Source organism: Chryseobacterium indologenes (assembly GCF_001295265.1).
GTDB lineage: Bacteria > Bacteroidota > Bacteroidia > Flavobacteriales > Weeksellaceae > Chryseobacterium > Chryseobacterium indologenes_A.
The window spans coordinates 618,868-639,658 of record NZ_LJOD01000001.1 but is presented as its reverse complement, the minus strand read 5'-3'; the positions used below and the strand labels follow the sequence as shown (position 1 = coordinate 639,658).

The 20,791-nt window shown below is 41.1% G+C and carries 9 protein-coding genes and 1 pseudogene; 6 read left to right on the top strand and 4 right to left on the bottom strand.

Annotated elements, in window-relative coordinates; translation table 11 throughout:
• Positions 1-200: 200 nt before the first annotated feature.
• The 3 genes from AOB46_RS02830 to AOB46_RS02820 form a co-directional block, all read right to left on the bottom strand.
• Entirely contained in the window at positions 201-2,000 is a 1,800-nt protein-coding gene (locus AOB46_RS02830; protein WP_062696514.1) for a POTRA domain-containing protein, read from the bottom strand.
• A gap of 139 nt (positions 2,001-2,139) precedes the next feature.
• On the bottom strand, positions 2,140-2,838 hold the full coding sequence (locus tag AOB46_RS02825) for a DUF1826 domain-containing protein (protein ID WP_062696513.1): 699 nt from the start codon (positions 2,836-2,838) through the stop codon (positions 2,140-2,142).
• 195 nt (positions 2,839-3,033) lie between these two features.
• The gene (locus AOB46_RS02820) at positions 3,034-3,615 is read right to left on the bottom strand and encodes a YdeI/OmpD-associated family protein (protein WP_062696512.1); all 582 of its coding nucleotides are present in this window, start codon (positions 3,613-3,615) and stop codon (positions 3,034-3,036) included.
• A 173-nt stretch (positions 3,616-3,788) separates the two neighbouring features.
• Here AOB46_RS02820 and glsA point away from each other — a divergent pair, with 173 nt between their 5' ends.
• A complete protein-coding gene (gene glsA, locus AOB46_RS02815) occupies positions 3,789-4,802 on the top strand; it encodes a glutaminase A (RefSeq protein WP_062696511.1) in 1,014 nt (337 codons plus the stop codon).
• A 105-nt stretch (positions 4,803-4,907) separates the two neighbouring features.
• On the opposite strand, the pseudogene AOB46_RS22850 reads toward glsA, so the two are convergent.
• Positions 4,908-5,090, bottom strand: a pseudogene (locus AOB46_RS22850) (helix-turn-helix domain-containing protein); the annotation flags it as partial.
• 1,041 nt (positions 5,091-6,131) lie between these two features.
• Here AOB46_RS22850 and AOB46_RS02805 point away from each other — a divergent pair.
• From AOB46_RS02805 to AOB46_RS02785, 5 genes are all read left to right on the top strand, one after another.
• Positions 6,132-13,064 carry an SDR family NAD(P)-dependent oxidoreductase gene (locus AOB46_RS02805; RefSeq protein ID WP_410470262.1) on the top strand — a complete coding sequence of 2,311 codons (6,933 nt, stop codon included), beginning with the start codon at positions 6,132-6,134 and terminating at the stop codon, positions 13,062-13,064.
• Positions 13,065-13,082: 18 nt separating this feature from the next.
• Positions 13,083-17,330: a type I polyketide synthase gene (locus AOB46_RS02800; protein WP_062696508.1), complete on the top strand. Its 4,248-nt coding sequence runs from the start codon at positions 13,083-13,085 to the stop codon at positions 17,328-17,330.
• On the top strand, positions 17,318-17,503 hold the full coding sequence (locus AOB46_RS23780) for a hypothetical protein (protein ID WP_241489149.1): 186 nt from the start codon (positions 17,318-17,320) through the stop codon (positions 17,501-17,503). The genes AOB46_RS02800 and AOB46_RS23780 overlap by 13 nt, the downstream gene beginning before the upstream one ends.
• Before the next feature lie 105 nt (positions 17,504-17,608).
• A complete protein-coding gene (locus AOB46_RS02790; protein ID WP_062696507.1) occupies positions 17,609-18,391 on the top strand; it encodes an alpha/beta fold hydrolase in 783 nt (260 codons plus the stop codon).
• Positions 18,384-20,789 carry a glycosyltransferase gene (locus tag AOB46_RS02785; protein WP_062696506.1) on the top strand — a complete coding sequence of 802 codons (2,406 nt, stop codon included), beginning with the start codon at positions 18,384-18,386 and terminating at the stop codon, positions 20,787-20,789. Before AOB46_RS02790 ends, AOB46_RS02785 begins: the two co-directional genes overlap by 8 nt.
• Positions 20,790-20,791: the final 2 nt, after the last annotated feature.

The following is a 20,791-nucleotide window of genomic DNA, read 5'->3' as shown; positions in this document are numbered from 1 at the left end:
GTCCTTACAGAATAGGACCTGATTTTTCATAACTCCAGATTCTTCCTTACAAATAATAAATTCAGATTTTTGAAGAATGATCTTGTACAGGTAAACAACAAGCCCCAAGCTTTAAGTTGATAAAGAAATAAAACACAATTTATAATTCATCAACAGCTTCACTTGTGGAGGCTGTATGTGATTTAAAAAAACTCAAACCGTCAATTCCCGAAATTAACAAAACGAGGGACTTCCGTGGCAAAACTGTTCATCGGAAGAAGATTATTCCGGTTGCTGTTAAAATCAAAAACCGAATGATCATCAAACGGAACATGAGGATAATAAGTGAAAGAGATCTGGATTCTGTTGAAGACCAAAAACGGATTATTAATTAAAACACCAACTCCGATTTTTGTATTGGTACGCGTTTTCAGAAGCTTTTCATTTGGCATTCCCAGCCAGCCGGCTGCCAGCGTTAAATAAGGACTGAAATGAAAATTCTTCCAGGTTTTATTGATAAACATCTGAAGCTGATATCTTAAAACCATTTTTTTAGTTCCTATATAATCAGGATTGTAAACCGGAAACTCATCTGAAGAAGAAAGATTGATTCTGTCTTTATAAGAATAATTATGCTGCGGATTTCCTAATGCTATGGTAGGTGAAAAAAAATGCCTTACCCTGGCAAACTTCCAGTCCTGAAGATGGGTAAAATAAGTCCCGTCTAAACGGAAAGATTCACGGTTCTGGCTATCTTCATTAAGGAATCTTCCAAACTGGGCTTTCAGAGTGAAATATCCCAGCTTTGTAAAATTACCGTAAGATGCAGAAACTCCTACATACGGGTTCACCTCTCTGTTTCTGGATAAACCGCCTGCGATAAAACTCACCGATTTTCCATAAGCGATATCCTCCGGAAGATCATACTGAAAAATATTCTTCTGCACGGAAAATTTTCTGTTAATAAGTCCAACAGACATCAGAAAGCTGTTATAAGAGCTGAAATAGCTGTAATGATCTATTTCCGGACTGTCTTTATACTGATAATTCTGAAACCTTCCTATAATGGCAATATTACTGGCTACTTTTTCAACCGGATCAGAGGAAACCGGTATCTGATAACCGCCCCATAAATCCTGGCTGTATACCTTGATCTGAACTTCCGGAAATGGAGTATCAGTTTCCGTAGGAAGTGAAACATTCCGCATGAAATATTCAAAAGTAAAGCCGCCTGCCCATTTTGTAAGAGGAGAAAAAAAATCTCTTCTCATATTGAAATTGATTCTTTCATTTCTGAGAAAATCCCGCTCTCCCAGGATTTGGGCGTTCACATAGGTTCCAAAAAGATTATAGGCGGTGTAACTTCCCAAAAGATAATTTTGTTTTTCTTTGGAATCGTTTCTGTAAAGAAAATCAAGCGTGTGGCCTAAGCCCAATACGTTTTGTTCTGTAATTCCCAGGCCAATTTTGCTCCCGGAATAATTCAGACTTGGTTTCAGGCTCCAGGAATCAAGAATTTTTACAACAACATCAATAGAGTCTTTGCCGGAAGTACTGTCAGAAACACTTATGTTAACCCTGTTTATAAAAGGCATGGTTCTCAGTAAACGTTCAGACTCGTAGAGCTTCTGAGCATTATATTCTTCCCCTTTCTTAAAAAGTAGATAATTATTAACCGTGGAAGTTTTTGTAGTGGAATGGAGCTGATCCGCCACCCAATCGTACCATTTTAATTTTTCTTTATGGTTTTGGGAGCCATATCCAAAAGGGTCAATGGTTTCAATACGGACATTTCTGATGTATCTTTTATTATAAGTCTCCTGCAGCAGTTTTTCAGTTCTGGATTTAACAGACGTTGAATCTGCCTCCCTGCGGAATATTAAACGGTGAATAAATTTGGTAACTTTTCTTTTATCGGAAAATTCCTCTATTTTATAATAAAGCGAATCTTTTTTTTCCTGCGCATTTATAAAGAAAAAACCATATAAAAAGAAAAGTAAAGTTATAATTGATCTAGTCATTAGCCATCGGGAATTCAATGAAATTAACAGCATCAATTAATACGCCAATGCCCAATAAAAACAAAGGAATATACTGTAGCAATTATTATTTTATTGATTTTTTCATTAGGTATAAAAACGAAATTCAGGCTTAAAAGGTTTAACAGATCAAAAGCAGCCGGTATTCTCCTTTATTTTCAACAGGCGCTCTGTGTATACAGGGTAAAACTTCCTGGTCCGGATGATCTACTGCCAGACGCCACAAATGTCCCAACCCTAAATTGACAGGTTTTGCATTGGGCTTTGGCTGGTAATGAAGGTCAAAGTAACAGTCTTTCAGGAAATTTTCAAATTCTGCTTCCGGACCGTCGTGGAGCTCTTTAAGCTTTTCCTTGATTTCCGGTACCATAACTTTCTGTTCTGCCTGATCATTAGGTAAAATATCACTTGCCGTACCGTGATAGGTGCATAAAAAAGTATTCGTTCCAATGGGAGAACGGTCTACATGGAAGGAATAGACATCTGTTGAAATGAAATCGAATTCCTCATCCCGTTCATAACATTTTAGTAAATTAAGAGAGGGTGATGCTTCGAAATCTGTTAAAAGCTGCAGATCATGTAAAATAATTTCTCTGGCAATATGGCCTTCTTCTGAAAGCTGCAATGTTAAAAGATCTTCGGAGGAGACTTCTGTAATATTCTCTTTTAGCTGAAGTTTAGATACAATTTCCTTAAAATCTCCGGCTAAATTTCTGTGCCAGCAGATGGCATTCATACTTCCCTGAAAATGGGTGTTGACAAGTTCGGAAAAAGTGGAAACTATCCCAATCTGATTGCTGTTAGAAAATAGATCGTCCATATTTAAAGTAAACTGTTATGCCGTTTAAATTCTTTGCAAAAATAAGGAATAGAACAGAAGATAACCAGGCCAAATTTGTTTTTATCTCTTTTAAAGTAATCTGATTTTACGGAGGCTTTCAATGCTTATCACTAAAATTAACTTCCAACCTCCCTCTTCCATCTTCCAGCCTTTCAATTTTTATTGTGGGGGCAATCAAAACTGCTTTGGTTTCTTTCCCTGGGCTGCGAGTTCTGCAATTTCATCAATACGTTTCTTCCTGGTTTCCGGTCGTTTGGCAAGAACAATCCATTGAAGCAGCATCTTTTTTATAGATTTACTCAGGCTCATAAAATAATCCCGTGAACCGCTGTAATTTTCAAAGGCTTCGTTAAGGTCTTGAGGTATATCAAGTTTCTCAACGCTGTCTAAGAGAGTCCACGAACCATTTTGTTTTGCTGTTTTAATGGTTTCATAGCCAGCCTCTGTCATCATTTGGCTGTCAATCAGTTTCTTTACTTTCTCCTTATTGATTTTTGACCATGTGCTGTTGGGTTTCCGTTTGCTGAACAATTGTACAAAAGAATATTCGTCAATTGTTTTCCGGGTACTGTCGATCCACCCAAAACAAAGGGCTTCATCAACCAGTTCACTCCAGCTGATGCTGGGTAAGCCCGATTTTTTGGTGTTGCAGACCAGCCATATAGATGTTTCCGTCTGATGATTCTCCTGCAGCCACTGGCGCCATTCTGCCTTTGTGCTTACATATACGGTAGGTCTTTCTTTTAGTGTTTGCATGCTGATTTCATTTTGCTGACGATGTAAAATTAAACAGGAGTAATGACAGCAGTGTGTCAGGATGGAAAAATATTTTTTTATTAATCTGATGCTACAAAGAATAACCTCCACAATCCAAAATATTTTATCTTTGTTCCGGAACTCATTCCAACAGGTAATTGAAAATATTCTACATGAAAAAAAATAGCATTCTGTTTTCAGCAAAAGGAATTTTTATAGCAGCTTTTCTGTCTTTCAACACAATGGTTTATGCCCAGAAAACGGTGGACATTCCGGTAGTTTCAGAAAAAGCATTGAACAGTATTTTAGAAAAAAACAGAACGTATTATACTCAGGGTAAAGTAGCTGATTATATTCCTGAGCTGGGGAAAATGGATGCCAAAGCCATTGCTTTTTCAGTAGTGGATAAAAACGGAAAAGTGTTGAATGTAGGAGATGTTCACAAGAAATTTACCATGCAGAGCATTTCTAAGATTATTGCCCTGATGATTGCAGTAAATGAAAGGGGAGAGGCTGATGTATTCAGCAAAATGGGATATTTTGGGTCTGATAAGCCTTTTAACCATTTTTCCAATCTGGAAACAACCGGAAAGCCGCTTAATCCGATGATGAATGCTGGGGCTATCCTTACTGTTTCCCTGATCTCAGGAGATGGAGAAAAACCTTTCCTTAAAGTACTGGATATGGTACGTTATATTACAAAAAAACCATCAGTTGATTACAGTAAATCCGTTTATGAATCAGAAAAATCTACCGGCCACCGGAACCGGGGAATGTTTTACCTGATGAAAAATAACGGACTGATCTCAGGAAATGAAGATCAGCTGGATAACTATTTCAAGCAATGTTCCATTGAGCTGACAGCAGAAGACCTGGCTAAAATCGGATATTTCTTTGCCAATCAGTGTACCCGTTTCGACGGAGACTCTACCTACAAGAATGCTGAGACAGCTAAATTGATAGAATCACAGATGCTGATTGCCGGGATGTATGAATTCAGCGGAGAATATGCCCGAACTGTTGGCCTTCCAAGTAAATCCGGTGTTGGCGGAGGAATTACCGTAAGTGTTCCCGGAAAAATGGGAATCGGGGTATTCAGTCCTTCATTGGATCAGCATGGAAACTCACTCGCAGGGTATCATATGATCCTGGATCTGGTGAAACAATATAATCTGAGCATATTTTAAGTTCTTTTTTTGACTGAGCTTAAAAAAAATGCTAAATCTGATAAAATTTTCAAGAACCATAAAAATTTCTATTTAAAACAACGTAAGTCAGAAGATGAAACCGCTTCAGTTAAATGAAGCCCGGAACTCCAAAGGCGAAACAGCAGTACGGTTTTTAAACAGACGGTGAAATGACTGCGGATGTTCAAATCCCAGATGATATGCAGTTTCAGAAACAGACATCTTTGTAGTAGACAAAAGTTGTTTGGCTTTTTCTATCAGCCGGTTCTGGATGTGCTGCTGAGTAGTAACAATGATCTTCTGACCAAAATGGAAGCTCTTCTCGATGATTATTTTGAAGCTGATAATCTTGCTGCCAAAGGCATTCCCACCGTTCATTTTATAGCAGATCAACTGAATTTAAGTCCGAACTACCTGAGCAATATGCTTCGGGTACAGACTGGAGCAAAGTTCGTAAGTTTACACATCATTAAAGTATCCGTATTATGGAAAGTTGTAACCGAATCTCTGTTATAGGTGATCATTCAGGAATATCAGAATAAGAGCAATTAAAAAATATAAAATTCTGCCGATAAAAAGTTTATATTTAATTCTGGCGCAGAACCAGCAATCATAAAATTTCATTCAGTCTCAGATTCTGGAATTCTATAATAACTGTCTGAAATTACGATATTATCACTCCATTTTAAACTTCAGTCCTTCTTCTTTCGATTTCCATCCTGTATCCCATTTTTCACCATATTAAATTTTCAAAAACAGCAGTGAAATTTCCGATCTGTTTTGATTTTTTTTTAAAATAAACATGAAATCCGTATCTGTTTCATCCTGAATTGACTATTGAGTTTTTCACGGTTTTAACTCCTATTTTGAGTATATTATATTTTTGTAATATTGAAAAAAGTAATCACTTATTATTGAAATATTGTGTTTTTTATTTCTATATTTGCTTTATAATAGTTAATTATAATTGTTTATAATTATAATACTAAGATTGTGCCCTATTGTTTCGAGGAATAATAATGTGAATTGTCTTATTTTAGTTTTATTTGATTGAATAATAATTTATTATTAAAAAATTATTATCAAATATCATTTATGATTGAAAATATAATATAATTTATTTATTTTTATTCCGTCATAATTTTCTGCTTTTACCACCAATAAAAAGCAGGATTGTGATATGGAATTTCCAATTTATTACTTCAATACTATAGATGCATGAAAAACTTAACCATTATTGGATTAACGCCCTTTGAAAAACCAGATGTCAGTCTTTTGCCTAAATTGCATCAGGCGGGTGCGTTTCCTGTTCTCAACTTAGGATATGAGCTGGCTGCTGCTCAGGAAGCACTGGATCAGCTGGATCACACCGATATGCCTTCTTATGGTATTTGTCTTGTTGACGATCGGTTCTTATCCCTCCGGATTTCTAAAAAAGTAAAATTTGCCATTCTGCCATGTGGAGCTTCTTTAAACGTGGCTACAAATCTGCCGGTTATCTGCCAGATAAGCAGCCTCGAAGAAGCCAGGAAAGCAGAAGAATTAGGCGCAAAAGGAATTATTGTTAAAGGAAATGAAGCGGCAGGACTTGTGGGCTATGAGTCAACCTTTGTTTTGTTTCAGCGTGTTATTAAAGAGATTAATACTATTCCTGTCTGGGTACAGGGAGGGATAGGAATTCATACAGCAGCGGCAGTAAAAGCTCTGGGAGCAAGAGGGGTGGTGCTGGACAGTCAGCTGGCTTTGTTCCCGGAAACCAATGTGCCGCAGAATATCAAAGACCTCTGCTCAAAACTGAACGGAACAGAAACCCGGATTATAGCCGATCACCGGGTGTTGGTAAGACCTGATTCACCTTCACTTCCGGAAAATGTTACAGCTGAAGAACTGACAAAATATTTCAACGGTTTCGATCTTAATCGTAGCTATATCCCGATGGGTCAGGATATTTCCTTAGCCATAGACCTGTATGAAAACTTCAGGAGTCTGAAAAAACTGGTCTTCGGATTCAGAGAAGCAATGTACGGGCATCTGAAACAGGCAAAAGCCCTTCAGGTGATTGACGAAAATAACGGAATGGCAAAGCAGTTCAACCTGCGCTATCCTATTGCACAGGGACCTATGACCCGTGTAAGTGATGTCCCTTTATTTGCTGATGCTGTAGCAGAAGCAGGAGCTTTACCATTTGTTGCCCTGTCTTTACTGAAGGGGCAGGCTGCAAAATCTCTGGTGATGGAAACCAAAAAACTGGCCGGAGAAAAAACATGGGGAGTAGGGATCTTAGGATTTGCACCTCAGGAACTCAGGGAAGAGCAGACCTCCTATATACTGGAAGCAAAACCACCTGTAGTTTTAATTGCCGGAGGAAGACCCGCCCAGGCTAAAATATTTGAAAAAGCAGGGATCACAGCATTTCTTCATGTTCCTTCTCCTGCATTGCTGGATATTTTCTTAAAAGAAGGAGCAGCTCACTTTATATTTGAAGGAAGAGAGTGTGGTGGCCATGTAGGCCCGCTTTCAAGCATGGTGCTTTGGGAAAAACAGATCGAACGTATTTTAAAAGAAGAAAATCCTGAAAAGATCAGTGTATTTTTTGCAGGGGGAATCCATAATGCCCTTTCAGCGGCTTTCGTTTCTGTAATGGCGGCTCCGTTAGCCGCAAGAGGCGTAAAAGTAGGCGTATTGATGGGAACTGCATATCTCTACACAAAGGAAGCTGTACTTACAGGAGCTATCCAGGAAGAATTCCAATTGCAGGCTATGCAGGCAAAAGATACCGTTCTGCTGGAAACGGCACCGGGACACGAAACACGTTGCCTGAATACGGCTTTTTCTCATCACTTTAACGCAGAAAAAGCAAAACTGCTGGCTGCCGGAACAGATAAAAAAGAAGTCTGGGAACAGCTTGAAAAATTAAACGTAGGCCGTCTGAGAATTGCTGCCAAAGGCGTAGAACGCCAGGGAGATCAATTAGTGAATATTCCTAAAAATGATCAGCTTGATCTGGGAATGTATATGATCGGGCAGGTAGCTACAATGCATGACCGTGTGATCTCTCTTGATGCCCTTCACCACGAAGTAAGTATCAGAAACTACGAATATATCAGCAACGCTGAACTTCCGGAAAGACCGGTATCGGGCGAAAAGCCGCTGGACATTGCCGTTATCGGAATGGAATGTATCTTTCCCGGAGCCAGAAACCTTCAGGAATACTGGCGTAATATCATTCTTGGAAAAGACAGTGTAACAGAAGTTCCTGATGAAAGATGGAATAAAGATCTTTATTATCATCCGGATTCAGAAGGCCCGGACGTATCCCATTCCAAATGGGGAGGATTTATTCCTAAAATAGATTTCGATCCGCTGGCATTCGGAATTCCGCCACAGTCTCTTGCCGCTATTGAACCTACACAATTGCTGACTCTACTGGTTGCCAAACGGGCAATGGAAGATGCAGGTTATGGAGAAAAACACATCAACAGAGAAAATATTTCTGTAATTATTGGTGCTGAAGGGGGAAATGACCTTGCCAACAGCTATAGTTTCAGAGGTTATTATAAACAGGTTTTCGGAGAGCTTCATGAAGAAGTAAAAGAAGCTTTCCCACATACCACAGAAGACTCTTTCCCGGGTATTCTGGCTAATGTAATTGCAGGCCGTATTACCAATCGTCTGGATCTTGGCGGAAGGAATTTTACTGTGGATGCTGCCTGTGCTTCCTCTCTCGCAGCCATTGATCTGGCATGTCAGGAGCTTGTATTGGGAAAATCCGATATGGTTCTTGCCGGAGGTGCAGATTTGCATAACGGAATCAACGATTACCTTATGTTCTCCAGTACCCATGCCCTTTCCAGAAAAGGAAGATGTGCAACATTCGATAGTGAAGCTGATGGTATTGCCTTAGGAGAAGGTGTTGCGATCCTCGTTTTAAAAAGATATGAAGATGCAGTACGTGATGGCGACCGTATTTATTCAGTCATTAAAGGTGTAGGAGGATCCAGTGACGGAAAAGCCCTGGGCCTTACCGCTCCACGAAAAGTGGGACAGGTACGTGCTTTAGAGCGTGCATATGCACAAGCTGGTATTAGTCCTGCAGCAGTCGGATTGGTAGAAGCCCACGGAACAGGAACCGTAGTGGGGGACAGAACAGAGCTTAGCGCTTTGACCAACCTGTTCAGCTATTCAGGAGCTTTACCGGGACAGACGCATTTAGGATCCGTAAAAACGCAGATAGGACATACGAAGTGTGCTGCGGGATTAGCAGGATTAATCAAAGCTTCTCTCTCCGTTTATCATGGTGTAAAACCGCCAACACTTCACCTTCACCAGCCAAATGCCTACTACAATCCGGAAACCAGTCCATTCTCTTTTCATGCAGAAACGGGATTATGGACTGAAAAGAACCGCTATGCGGGAATCAGTGCCTTTGGGTTTGGAGGAACCAATTTCCACACGGTAATTGCCAACCATCCGAAACAGGATGACTCCATTGCCATGCAGTCGTGGCCGTCAGAATTATTCGTGTTCCGTGGAGATACCTATGAAGAAGCCAAAGGACAGTCTGGCCAGATCAAGGCTCTACTGGAAATCAATGATGGGATTCCGTTAAAAGATATCGCTTATAGTTTAAGCATCAGTTCAGAAAAACCAATTCAGTTCAGTATTGTTGCGGATACCGCTGAAGATCTGATGATGAAGCTTGAATTGGTATTGCTGGGAATAGAGACTAAAGATACCTTCACCGTTAATAAAAAAGAAGGTAAAGTAGCATTTACATTTCCCGGACAGGGAAGCCAGAGAATTAATATGGCCCGTGACCTGTTTGTAGTGTTTCCCGCAATGCGTAAGCTTATTGACAAATATCCGGAGCTTGAAAAAGTAGTTTTCCCTTCCGCAGCATTCAATGAAGCGGATTTAAAGCAGCAGAAAGAAACCATTAAAGATACCCGGCTGGCACAGCCACTTTTAGGAATTGTTGATCTGGCATTGGCAAAATTCTTAGAATCATTGGGCATCATTCCGGATATGCTGGCCGGTCATAGCTATGGTGAATTGCCCGCTCTATGTTTTTCAGGTGCATTTGGAGAAGATCAGCTGGTTGATTTAAGTATTCAGAGAGCTCAGTCTATTTTAAATTCAGTAGAGGGAGGAGATCCGGGTTCAATGCTGGCAGTAAGTGCTACCCATCAAAGGTTACAGCCATTCCTTGCGAAAGCAGAAGGATGTTATCCGGTGAATTTCAACGCACCTAATCAATGCGTTATTGCAGGAACTACAGAAGCTATCCATAAATTACTGGAAGACCTTAAACAAGAAGGTATTTCAGCGAAGAAACTTGAAGTAGCGTGTGCGTTCCACAGTCCGTTATTGGCAAAATCAAAAGATTTGTATGCTGACATATTAAAAAACGTTCCTTTCCGGGAAATGCAGATTCCTGTATGGTCCAATACAACTGCAGAAATATATCCGGCAGAGCCTGAAGCCATCAAAGAAAGATTAACCGAGCATCTGGTACAGCCTGTAAGATTCGTAGAGCAGATGCAGGCGATGTATAACGATGGTGCAAGAATCTTTATCGAGGTAGGACCTGGAAAAGTCCTTACAGGATTAACTAAGTCATGCCTTGAAAAAGATCAGCTGACCTTATATGTTGAAGATAACAGCCGTAATAAATTTACCCATCTTCTTTGCATGCTGGCCCAATATTTAGGAACCGGACGCAGCTTCAACATTGAGAAACTTTTTGATGGCCGTTTCGTTCAGCTCATTAATATTAACCAGCCTGAACTGTACAGGAAAAGCCCTGCGGTCTGGCGTGTGAACGGACAAGCCGCACATCCGTCAACAGGTTCATTGCCTGCTAATGGCGCCCTTCCTATTATAAATCCTATTCCCATGAACAATTTTACTACCAATACTACACAAAACCCTGCACCGGAAAGCTTGTCTACAGCTGAACGCATGCTGCAGGAATATTTAAACAGCATGAAATTAATGATACAGGCACAGCGTGATGTGATGCTCTCCTTTATGGGGCAGAATCCTCAGGGAGCTCCGATGCCTGTTTACAATGTACCAATACCCAATCAGGTTCCCGAACGTATGATTCCTGTGCAGCCGGTTCATCAGGAAAGAGCCGTTGCGGTGGCAGCTTCTGCGGTTGCTGTAAAACCGGCGCCAACAAGAGATATTAAAGCATTATTATTACAGGTAGTAAGCGAGAAAACAGGATATCCGCAGGAAATGCTGGGCATGGAAATGGATCTTGAAGCAGATTTGAGTATCGATTCCATTAAAAGAGTGGAAATCATCGGAACACTTCGTAATGAATTGGGAACACTAGCTAACGGTAATACCAATGAAGATACGGTAATGGAACAGTTGGCCGGAATTAAAACCCTGAGTGGATTGGTTTCATGGCTTACTGAATTTTCCGGAACAGGTACAGCAACTCCTGAAAAAAATGGAATCACGGCTGAAGCAACCTCAAAGCCACAGGCAAAATCTGCTTTATCCCTGGAAGACCTTCAAAATGCTATACTTAATATCGTAAGTGAAAAAACAGGCTATCCGAAAGAGATGTTGGGTCTTGATCTTGATCTGGAAGCAGACCTTAGCATTGATTCTATCAAACGTATGGAGATCATTGCAGACCTTAAAAATAAGATCGGTTTTGGTGAAAATCTTGAACAGGCAGATGATGTAATGGAAAAACTGGCAGCCATTAAAACTCTTCGTGGCCTGGCTGGCTGGATCAGTGAAATGAGCAGCGAAACCAGGGAACTGAAAAACGAAGTAAAGGAAACAGCCACACCCGAAACTGCCAATAATGGATTATCACGTCTTCGTTTTGACATTGCCCCTACAGAAGAGGTTTCCTTGGTACAGAGTACTGAAATTCTGAAAGGAAAACGTTTTGCCATCACTCAGGATGACAGCAGACAAACATCAGCGATCAAAAATGAACTGGAAAAGCATGGAGCCATCGTAGAATTGGCAGATACAGAAAAAGATCTTTCAAATGTTGACGGGTTAATCATGTTAGACCTTTTTTCAGTCACTGATAAGCCAAGCATTATTGACCATGTTGATCTCATTAAAAAACTGGATTTTGATAAAGTAAAATGGGTATATCTGATTTCTGATATTCCTGCCCATCTTCAGGAAATTACCGATGTAAGTGTTTTACGTCATCATCAGGGATATCCGGGACTCTTCAAAAGTCTGGCAAGGGAATTTGAAAATACAACCTGCAGGCTGATCAGCCTGAATACCCCGCAGGAGATGGATCAGATTGCTGAAATTACGTTAACAGAAATACTAACCAACGATAAACCTGCTGAGGTTATTTATAAAAACGAAAAAAGACATAAGGTTAACATTATTCCTTCACCATTATCTACAAGTTTAAATGAAGCACACATTCAGCTGGATCAGAAATCAGTAGTGCTGGTACTAGGAGGAGCGCAGGGAATAACCGCAGAATTGGTGAAGCATATGTCTCAGGCTTATCCATGTACTTATATTTTAGTAGGCAGATCAGCAGATCCAAGAAATGAAGCTTTTGCTCTGAAAGAATTCGAAGGAATGAAAACAAAAGAGGAAATAAGAAATTCACTTATTAAATCCGGAAAATTCACTTCTCCTGCTGAAATAGAAAAAGAAACGGTGAGAATCTTCAAAAATAATCAGATTCTGCGTACGATTCAAGATATGGAAAAGCTTGGAAATACAATGGTCTATAAATCCCTAGACCTTTGTGATGAAGAAGGATTAAGCAGCCTGATCAGCAGTATTTATGAAAAATACAATCGTTTGGACGGAGTGATTCACGGTGCAGGTCTTTTAGAAGATAAATTATTCAGGCAAAAGACGACTTCTTCATTCGGACGTGTGTTTGATACCAAAGTAAAACCATTGCGTGTATTAGCAGAACAACTACGTACAGATTGCCAGTTTGTCGTATTATTCTCAAGTATTGCTTCTGTGTACGGTAATAAAGGCCAGACCGATTATGCGGCTGCCAATAGTGTTTTGGATGATTACGCGAATGCTTTGAATAAAAGATTGAAAGGAAAAGTAATTTCCATTAACTGGGGCCCGTGGAAAGGAGCCGGAATGGTTTCTTCCACTCTTGAATCAGAATATGAACGTCGTGGCATTTCCATGATCCCGTTGGATGAAGGGAAAGAAATCTTCCTTAACGAGATCAGATACGGAACTGAAAGTCAGGTGTTGATCATGTCAGGAAACAACTGGTAACCTCTGTACAGAATTTATATGAAACAAACAGATGTTGCTGTAATCGGCTTATCCTGTGTCTTTCCCGGGGCACAGGATGCCGACACTTTCTGGCAGAATATTATCAATAAAGTAGATTCTACCCAATCCGTTCCTGCTGACAGGATTGATCCTGTTCATTTCAGCGATGCTACCAGCCCGGTTGACCGTTTCTACTGTAAACGGGGAGGGTTTATCCCTGATTATGAATTTGATCCTGTCGCTTTTGGAATTTTACCCCTTGCTGTGGAAGGAACAGAGCCCGATCATCTACTGACCCTTGATTTAGTTCAGAAAGCTTTAGAGGACGCCGGAATATTTCAAAAAAATGCTTCCCTTGAAAAGGCGGGAATTATCATTGGGAAAGGAAACTATACCGGGCCGGGTGCTACCCGTGCCATTGAAATTGTGAGAACCGGAGAACAGATTTCGTCATTACTGAAAGAATTGCTGCCTCAGGTTTCATCAGAAGATATTGAAAAAGTTAAATATGCCTTTCAGGAAAAGAAAGGACGGTTTGCCGCTGATACGGCTATGGGATTAATTCCTAATCTCGTGGCCTCGCTGGTGGCCAACCGTTTTGATCTGGGAGGAGTAGCCTTTACTGTAGATGCAGCCTGCGCAAGTGCCCTGATTGCAGTAGACCATGCGGTGCAGGAACTTCAGCGGGGACGCTCCGATATCATGATTGCGGGAGGCGTACACACCGGACAAAATGCTGCTTTCTGGAGCATTTTTGCCCAGCTTGGAGCTATGTCCCGTCAGGAGCAGATCAAACCGTTCAGTAAAGATGCAGACGGGCTTCTGATTGGGGAAGGCTGTGGTTTTGTGGTTCTAAAAAGACTGGAAGATGCAATCCGGGATCAGGATAAGATTTATGCGGTCATTAAAGGAGTAGGTGTAAGCAGTGACGGAAACGGAACCAGTGTGATGAGTCCGTCTGTAAAAGGGCAGCTGAAAGCTTTGGAACAGGCCTGGATGAATGCAGGTTTAGATAAAAATAAAGTAGGCTACCTTGAAGCTCATGGTACCGGAACTCCGCTTGGAGATAAAACAGAACTTCAGACCCTGGCTCAGTTCTTCGGGAAAGAAGAAGTTCCGACAGCAGGGATTGGCTCTGTGAAATCAAATATCGGTCATGCTATGCCTGCTGCAGGAATTGCAGGATTAATTAAAACCTGTCTTGCCCTGCATCATGACACACTGCCCCCAACATTACACTGTGAAAATCCGGTTGCAGATATGCAGAAGACCCGTTTTGAACCTGTACAGGAGCCGAAGAGCTGGTCAAAAACAGGTTTGCCAAAGGTAGCAGCAGTGAATGCTTTCGGATTTGGGGGAATTAACGCACACGTTGTTCTTGAAAGCTATGAGATGCCTAAAAAAGATCATATACTGATATTGGCAAGGCCCACCCATGAAGAACTGCTTTCTGCATTACAAAATAATGATACCACGTTAGGGGAAGGTGATTTCAGAGTAGCGATATTCGATCCAACCCCTGCAAGAGTAGAAAAAGCCATTAAAATTGTTTCCAGGAATCTTATCTGGAAAAATAAGCAGGATATCTGGTATACTTCTGCACCATTGCTAAAAGATGGAGGAAAAGTAGCCTTTGTGTTTCCCGGCTTAGACGGTCTTGCGAAAGGAGAAGTAGAAAGTGTGAGCCGGTATTTCGGATTAACAGCACCTATAGAAACCGAAGGAGAAGGCCTTTTAACTGATGCTTTGAACATCTTCAACAATTGCAGCATCCTTGATAATTCATTAAAAAAACTGGGAATTATCCCGGACATGAATGCCGGACATAGTTTAGGAGAATGGCTGGCAGGATATTCATCAGAACTGGCAGAAGCTAATTCTGTAAAAGCTTTAATCGACGTCCTGAATCCGGAAACCTTTGAATTAAAAGATTCTAAGTTCATTGCTATCGGAGCAGGAATTGATGTCGTAAAACCTTTTATTGCGGAGATTGAAAGCTTATATGTTTCCAACGATAACTGCCCTAATCAGGTGATTCTTTGCGGAAGCAACACAGCTCTGGATGAATTGGTTCCCCTGTTAAAATCAAAACAGATATTTCATCAGATTCTGCCGTTCCAGTCCGGATTCCATTCTCCTTTTATCGCTGATAAACTGGATGTAATTCTTGCCGGAATGGAGAAAGCGCAGTTTCAGAAGACAAAAATCCCGTTATGGTCTGCTACAACTCTGGAGCCTTATCCCTCAGATCAGGCAGCCATCAGAAAATTGAGTGCCGAACATTTGGTTGAACCGGTCCGCTTCCGTGAGCTGACGGAGAAATTATATGAAGAAGGTGCAAGAGTATTTATTCAGGTGGGAACCGGTGGTCTGATAGGGTTTATTGATGATACATTGAAAGGAAAAGCATTCAGTACGATTGCTTCCAGTGTTCCGGTGCGTTCCGCATTATCCCAGTTACAGCGTGTGGTGGCCTCATTATTTGTAGAAGGTAAGACCATTGCTCTTGACTTTTTAAGCATTCAGAATCATTCAAAAAAATCAACAGGCAAAGGCATTAAACTGAAATTAGGTTCGCCTATTATCCGTGATTTTAAAGAAGTTAAAGCTTTGGCTCAATCATTTGATGTGCCAAAACAATATGCAGGTTCGGTCATTACCACTAAAAGCGGACATCCGCTGGTACAGGCATTCCAGGATAATGTTGCCGATATGATCCGTATGCAGGAAGAAGTCCTGACTTTATTCCAGAACCGCCCGGAAATCACTATTCAACGACCTGCGCCTGTAGCACAGCAAGTTGCTCCAAAAACACCGAGAAGTACAACCTTTTCTAAAGATTTGTATGTAACGCTGGAAAGTCATCCATACCTGATCGACCACAGCTTATTGAGGCAGCCTAAAGGATGGGCTCATGTAGCCGATATGGAACCGGTAATCCCGATGACGATGATCTTTGAGCAGCTGGCAGAGATTGCAGAAGCCGAAATCCCCGGAACTCAGGTTCATAAAATCATGAATGTAAGTGTTTTCCAGTGGATGAACGTAGCCAGGCCTTTTGAAAAAACGGTAAAAGGGGAATGGCGTGGAACTAACCATGCTTATCTGGATATTGAAAACTTCGCCAATGCAGAGGTGATCTTAAAATCATCATCTGTTCCTGTTCCTGCTTTTAATTTTTCCATCGGTAATCTTTTGCCTATTGAAAGAACCCCTGAGGAAATCTATGACATGCACATGTTCCATGGAGAAAAATACCAGGGAATTACGGAAGTTTCAGCCGTTGGAGACAAAGGGATTGTTGGAAAAATAAAAGGAAACGGAGGGAAAGGTTCTCTATTGGATAATGCAGGACAGTTATTCGGACTTTGGTTACAGCTTACCTTAGTGAAAGACCGTATTGCATTCCCGGTGAAAATCAGAGATATTGAATTCTTCGGTGACATGCACGATCAGGAAGGTATTTTTGAATGTACCTGCATGCTGACCGAACTTAATGATGAGTTTGCCATAGCCGATATTATCCTGAAAAGAGACGGAAAAGTATGGTGCGCTATCACCGGCTGGCAAAACAGAAGACTGGAAATTGATGCCGCTTTATGGAATGTTTCCATGTCGCCGCTGTACAACCGCCTTTCGGAAGAGATTGCTCCTGAAGTATTCTTTTTCCGCCAGGCCTATACCAGAGTGGCTTCATGGGATTTTATCCTGAAAAGATATTTTAACCAAACAGAAAAACAACATCATCAGCAATTAGTACCGAACAGGAAGAAAAACTGGATGGTAAGCCGTGTAGCGGTTAAAGATGCCGTTAGAAACCTTCTTCGTCAGGAAAAAAATCATGCCTGCTTCCCGATTACCTTTGAAATTCGTTCCGATGAGTCGGGGAAACCTTATCTCATCAGTGATTTTACAGAGAATATTCATATTTCTTTAGCCCATAAAGGAAAAGAAGCCGTAGGTATAGCGAGATATGGTAAATCGGTAGGTATTGATATGGAACTGATGGAAGAACGCAGTTCAGGATTCTACGATATGGTATTTACTGACAAAGAATTAACCCTGTTAAAAGACAGAGACCAGGCAGAATGGACCACCCGGTTCTGGGTAGCTAAGGAAGCCTACGGAAAGTTCTTAGGAACCGGACTGAAAGGAAATCCTAAAGCCTTCGAAGTCGAACTTATAAAAGACGATCACCTGTGGATCAATAACATTGAAATCAAAACTATTAAACATCAAAATTATATTATCGGATGGACACTGTAAACGCAACATTAAAAATGAACCACGAAGAACTTTTTATCCTTTTAAAAGGTTTTATTACTGAAGTAATCGGTGCTGAATTTGTAGAGGAAATGGACATTACTCCGGAAAGTTCATTCGCCAAAGATCTTGAAATGGACAGTATAGAGATTGTCTCTTTTTCTGAAAAAGATTAAAGCTCATTTCGGGGATCAGATTGATTTTACCGGATGGTTGTCTTCTATGGATCTTGACGAACTGATTAATCTGGACCTGAGTATGATCATCAATTATATCTACGAATGCCAATAATCAGTGTAAACAATAAGGAAGTTCATATTCAGGAACTTAATAAGGGAGCTGAACAAACTGTGGTACTGATCCACGGTATGTTCAGCAACCTGTCCATTTATTATTTTAATATTGCCCCTGTGCTGGCAAAGCATTTTCATGTAGTGATGTACGATCTGAAAAGTCACGGTATGAGTGAACGTTTTTTGGATGGTTACGACCTGAAAAGCATGTCATCTGATCTGATAGGTTTAATAGATCACCTTAAACTGGAAAAAGTACACCTTGTCGGCTACAGTTTCGGAGGCCTTATTGCGTTAAAAACAGCATTGGAATATCCTGAGCGGATCAGTCAGTTGGTCGTGATGGAAGCTCCCGATCCCCAGGACGAAAAAGCCCGTAACATCATTGATGAATACAGCAAAGAATTCCTTGAACATTATGTTGCCAACTTTACAGATACCACCAAAGTACAGATGGGTAAAAGACAGATGGAAAAAAACCATCGTATGTATGAATTCCTGTTTAATCAGACCAGCATCAAGGCAGATATGATCCGGGAAAAACATTTTCTTGGTGAAGCTGATTTCAATGGATTAACAGCTTCCACGTTATTGCTTTATGGTGCTGATTCCAACTGTAGACCCACAGGAGAATGGCTGCAGTCTCAAATCGGTTCATCCGAACTTGAATTAATTCCCGGCGATCACAATATTCCCATTCAGGAACCTCAGCTCATAGCAGAAACGATCGCTCATTTTCTATCTAATATTTTAACGAAGAATCATGGCTAAATTTGCATTTATAGTTCCACCATTAACAGGACATGTCAATCCTACCTTAAGCATCGGTGCCACGCTGCTGGAAAGAGGACATGAAGTAGCCTGGATCAGCCTTGATCCTGCTTTAGAGGCAAAACTTCCCGAAGGAGGAAAATTATTACTGATCAAATACGATCAGACTGACGAAGAAAAGAAAGAAAGTGAACAGTATCTCGATATTATTTCGAAGAAAGTAGTGTATGGTATTGACAGTGTTAAGTTCCTTTATGAAGAAGTCCTTATTCCGCTGAACAGACATTGCTATAAGGGAATGATCGTTTTATTGAAAACATACCAGCCTGATTTGATTATTGGTGACCATCAGCTATTTGCCGCTCCTGTTGCTGCGAAAGCTCTTGGAATCCCTTATGCTACTTCCGTTACCGCTCCGGCAGCCATTAAAATCATGAATGAACTTCCAAAAGTGCACGAATGGGAAGTAAATCAGATTATCAATTTACAAAAGGAGCTTGGCTTCCACGAACAACGCTCTCTGGCGACTTCAGACCTGCTGACACTTGTTTTAACCTCTGATTATTTCTTTGGTGAAATGGAAGATCTGCCTGCCCAATATCAATTCACAGGCCCGGTTCTTACAGAAAGACGTATCTCATGTGAATTTGATTGGGAAAAATTGAAAAGCAATGACCGCAAAAAAATTCTGGTAAGCATCGGAACAACTTTCGATCATGATCATAAAAAAGCATTTTTCCAGAAGGTAATCGATGCTTTTAAAGATGAAAGCTTAACGGTTGTAGTGGTTTCAGATCCGCAGCTTTTTGAGCAGTGGCCTGATAACTTCATGGTGTACAGGCAGGTTCCTCAATTGGATCTGTTACCTCATCTTGACGGAGTGGTTTGCCACGGCGGACACAATACCGTTTCTGAAGCTTTATCCAACGGAATACCTTTGGTAGTCATCCCGATTGCCTATGACCAGTCGCATGTTGCCGGAAGGGTAGTGCGTACAGAAGCGGGTGAACGTCTGAATTTCAACCGTTTTAAAGCCAACCATCTGAGAGAAGCAGTGCAGAAGATATTAAATAATCCTTGCTATCGTGAAGCGGCCCGGAAAGTAGGGCAGTCTTTCGTGGAAGCAGGAGGTTCGGCAACAGCGGCAGATTTATTGGAACAGGCGCTGGCGAAGGCTTCAAAACCTGAAAAACCATCTAAATTTTTATTCGTTGTTCCCCCATTTTTCGGACATATCAGTCCTACTTTAAGTGTGGGAGCCAGCCTGATTGCGCGTGGTCATGAAGTAAAATGGTTTGGAATTACCCCGCTGGACAGTAAGCACATTCCGGAAGGAGGATCGTATTTCTATCCTGAAGAAGAACTTATTCCGTATCAGGAAGAGCTTCAGCGCATTTTAAAAAGGCAGGACGACGGACCTTCATGTTCCGGTCCTGAAGTTATGAAGCTGGCCCTGGAAGAAACCTATGTTCCGTTTGCCAAAATGATGATGCCGGGCCTGGCCAGGTTGACAGAAAGCTGGATGCCTGATGTTATTGTGAATGACTGCATTACTTTCGGAGGAGCTCTTTTTGCTCATAAAAATAACATCCCCTGTGTAACAACAACACCTGTTCCGCCGGATGTAATGGGGGACACCGAAAAAAATGCTCCTAAAATCTGGGAATGGCAGCAGAATCTGATTAAGGACCTGCAAAAAGAAGTCGGAATTCATGAGGAAGGCATTTATATCCATTCCCACAAACTCAATATGGTATTTACCTCACAGGCTTTTGCAGGCTTTGAAACCGTTCCGTCTCATATGAAATTTGTAGGTCCGGTGAAAGGACGTCCGAATGATGTCCCTTTCGATTGGGAAAAGCTGAACGCTTCAACCACCCCGAAAATATTTGTATCTCTGGGAACACTACTGGTAGACATCAGAAAAGCTTTCTTTGAAAAGATCATCGCTGCATTTGCAGATCAGCCGGTAACCGTTGTGGCAGCTACTCCGCCGGAGATTTTTGAAGAATGGCCGGATAATTTTATTGTAAGCAGTTTTGTACCGCAGTCGGCAGTGATGGCTCATATGGATATGGTGATCTGCCATGGAGGCTTTAATACGGTAAATGATACTTTCCGAAACGGATTACCAATGTTGATCACGCCTATTGCGTACGATCATTTCCATATTGCTAAGCTAATTGAACAGGCTGGCTGCGGAAAAAGTATCCGGTACAAGAGACTGCGGGTTGATGCCCTTCGTGAAACTGTTTTTGAGCTGTTAGAAAACCCAGAATACAGAACAGCAGCTCAGGAAGTTCAGAACACATTCCTTACCGCTGGTGGTAATGATAAAGCAGTAGAACTTTTAGAACATTTTGTACAACAGGAACAAGCGGAATTAGCTTCAATATGAGC

What these genes read in the sequence shown, in the direction of transcription:
- AOB46_RS02830 (WP_062696514.1), bottom strand. Translation starts at nt 2,000, where the DNA reads ATGACTAGATCAATTATAACTTTACTTTTCTTTTTATATGGTTTTTTC.
- AOB46_RS02785 (WP_062696506.1), top strand. Translation starts at nt 18,384, where the DNA reads ATGGCTAAATTTGCATTTATAGTTCCACCATTAACAGGACATGTCAAT.
- AOB46_RS02825 (WP_062696513.1), bottom strand. Translation starts at nt 2,838, where the DNA reads ATGGACGATCTATTTTCTAACAGCAATCAGATTGGGATAGTTTCCACT.
- AOB46_RS23780 (WP_241489149.1), top strand. Translation starts at nt 17,318, where the DNA reads ATGGACACTGTAAACGCAACATTAAAAATGAACCACGAAGAACTTTTT.
- AOB46_RS02800 (WP_062696508.1), top strand. Translation starts at nt 13,083, where the DNA reads ATGAAACAAACAGATGTTGCTGTAATCGGCTTATCCTGTGTCTTTCCC.
- AOB46_RS02820 (WP_062696512.1), bottom strand. Translation starts at nt 3,615, where the DNA reads ATGCAAACACTAAAAGAAAGACCTACCGTATATGTAAGCACAAAGGCA.
- glsA (WP_062696511.1), top strand. Translation starts at nt 3,789, where the DNA reads ATGAAAAAAAATAGCATTCTGTTTTCAGCAAAAGGAATTTTTATAGCA.
- AOB46_RS02790 (WP_062696507.1), top strand. Translation starts at nt 17,609, where the DNA reads ATGCCAATAATCAGTGTAAACAATAAGGAAGTTCATATTCAGGAACTT.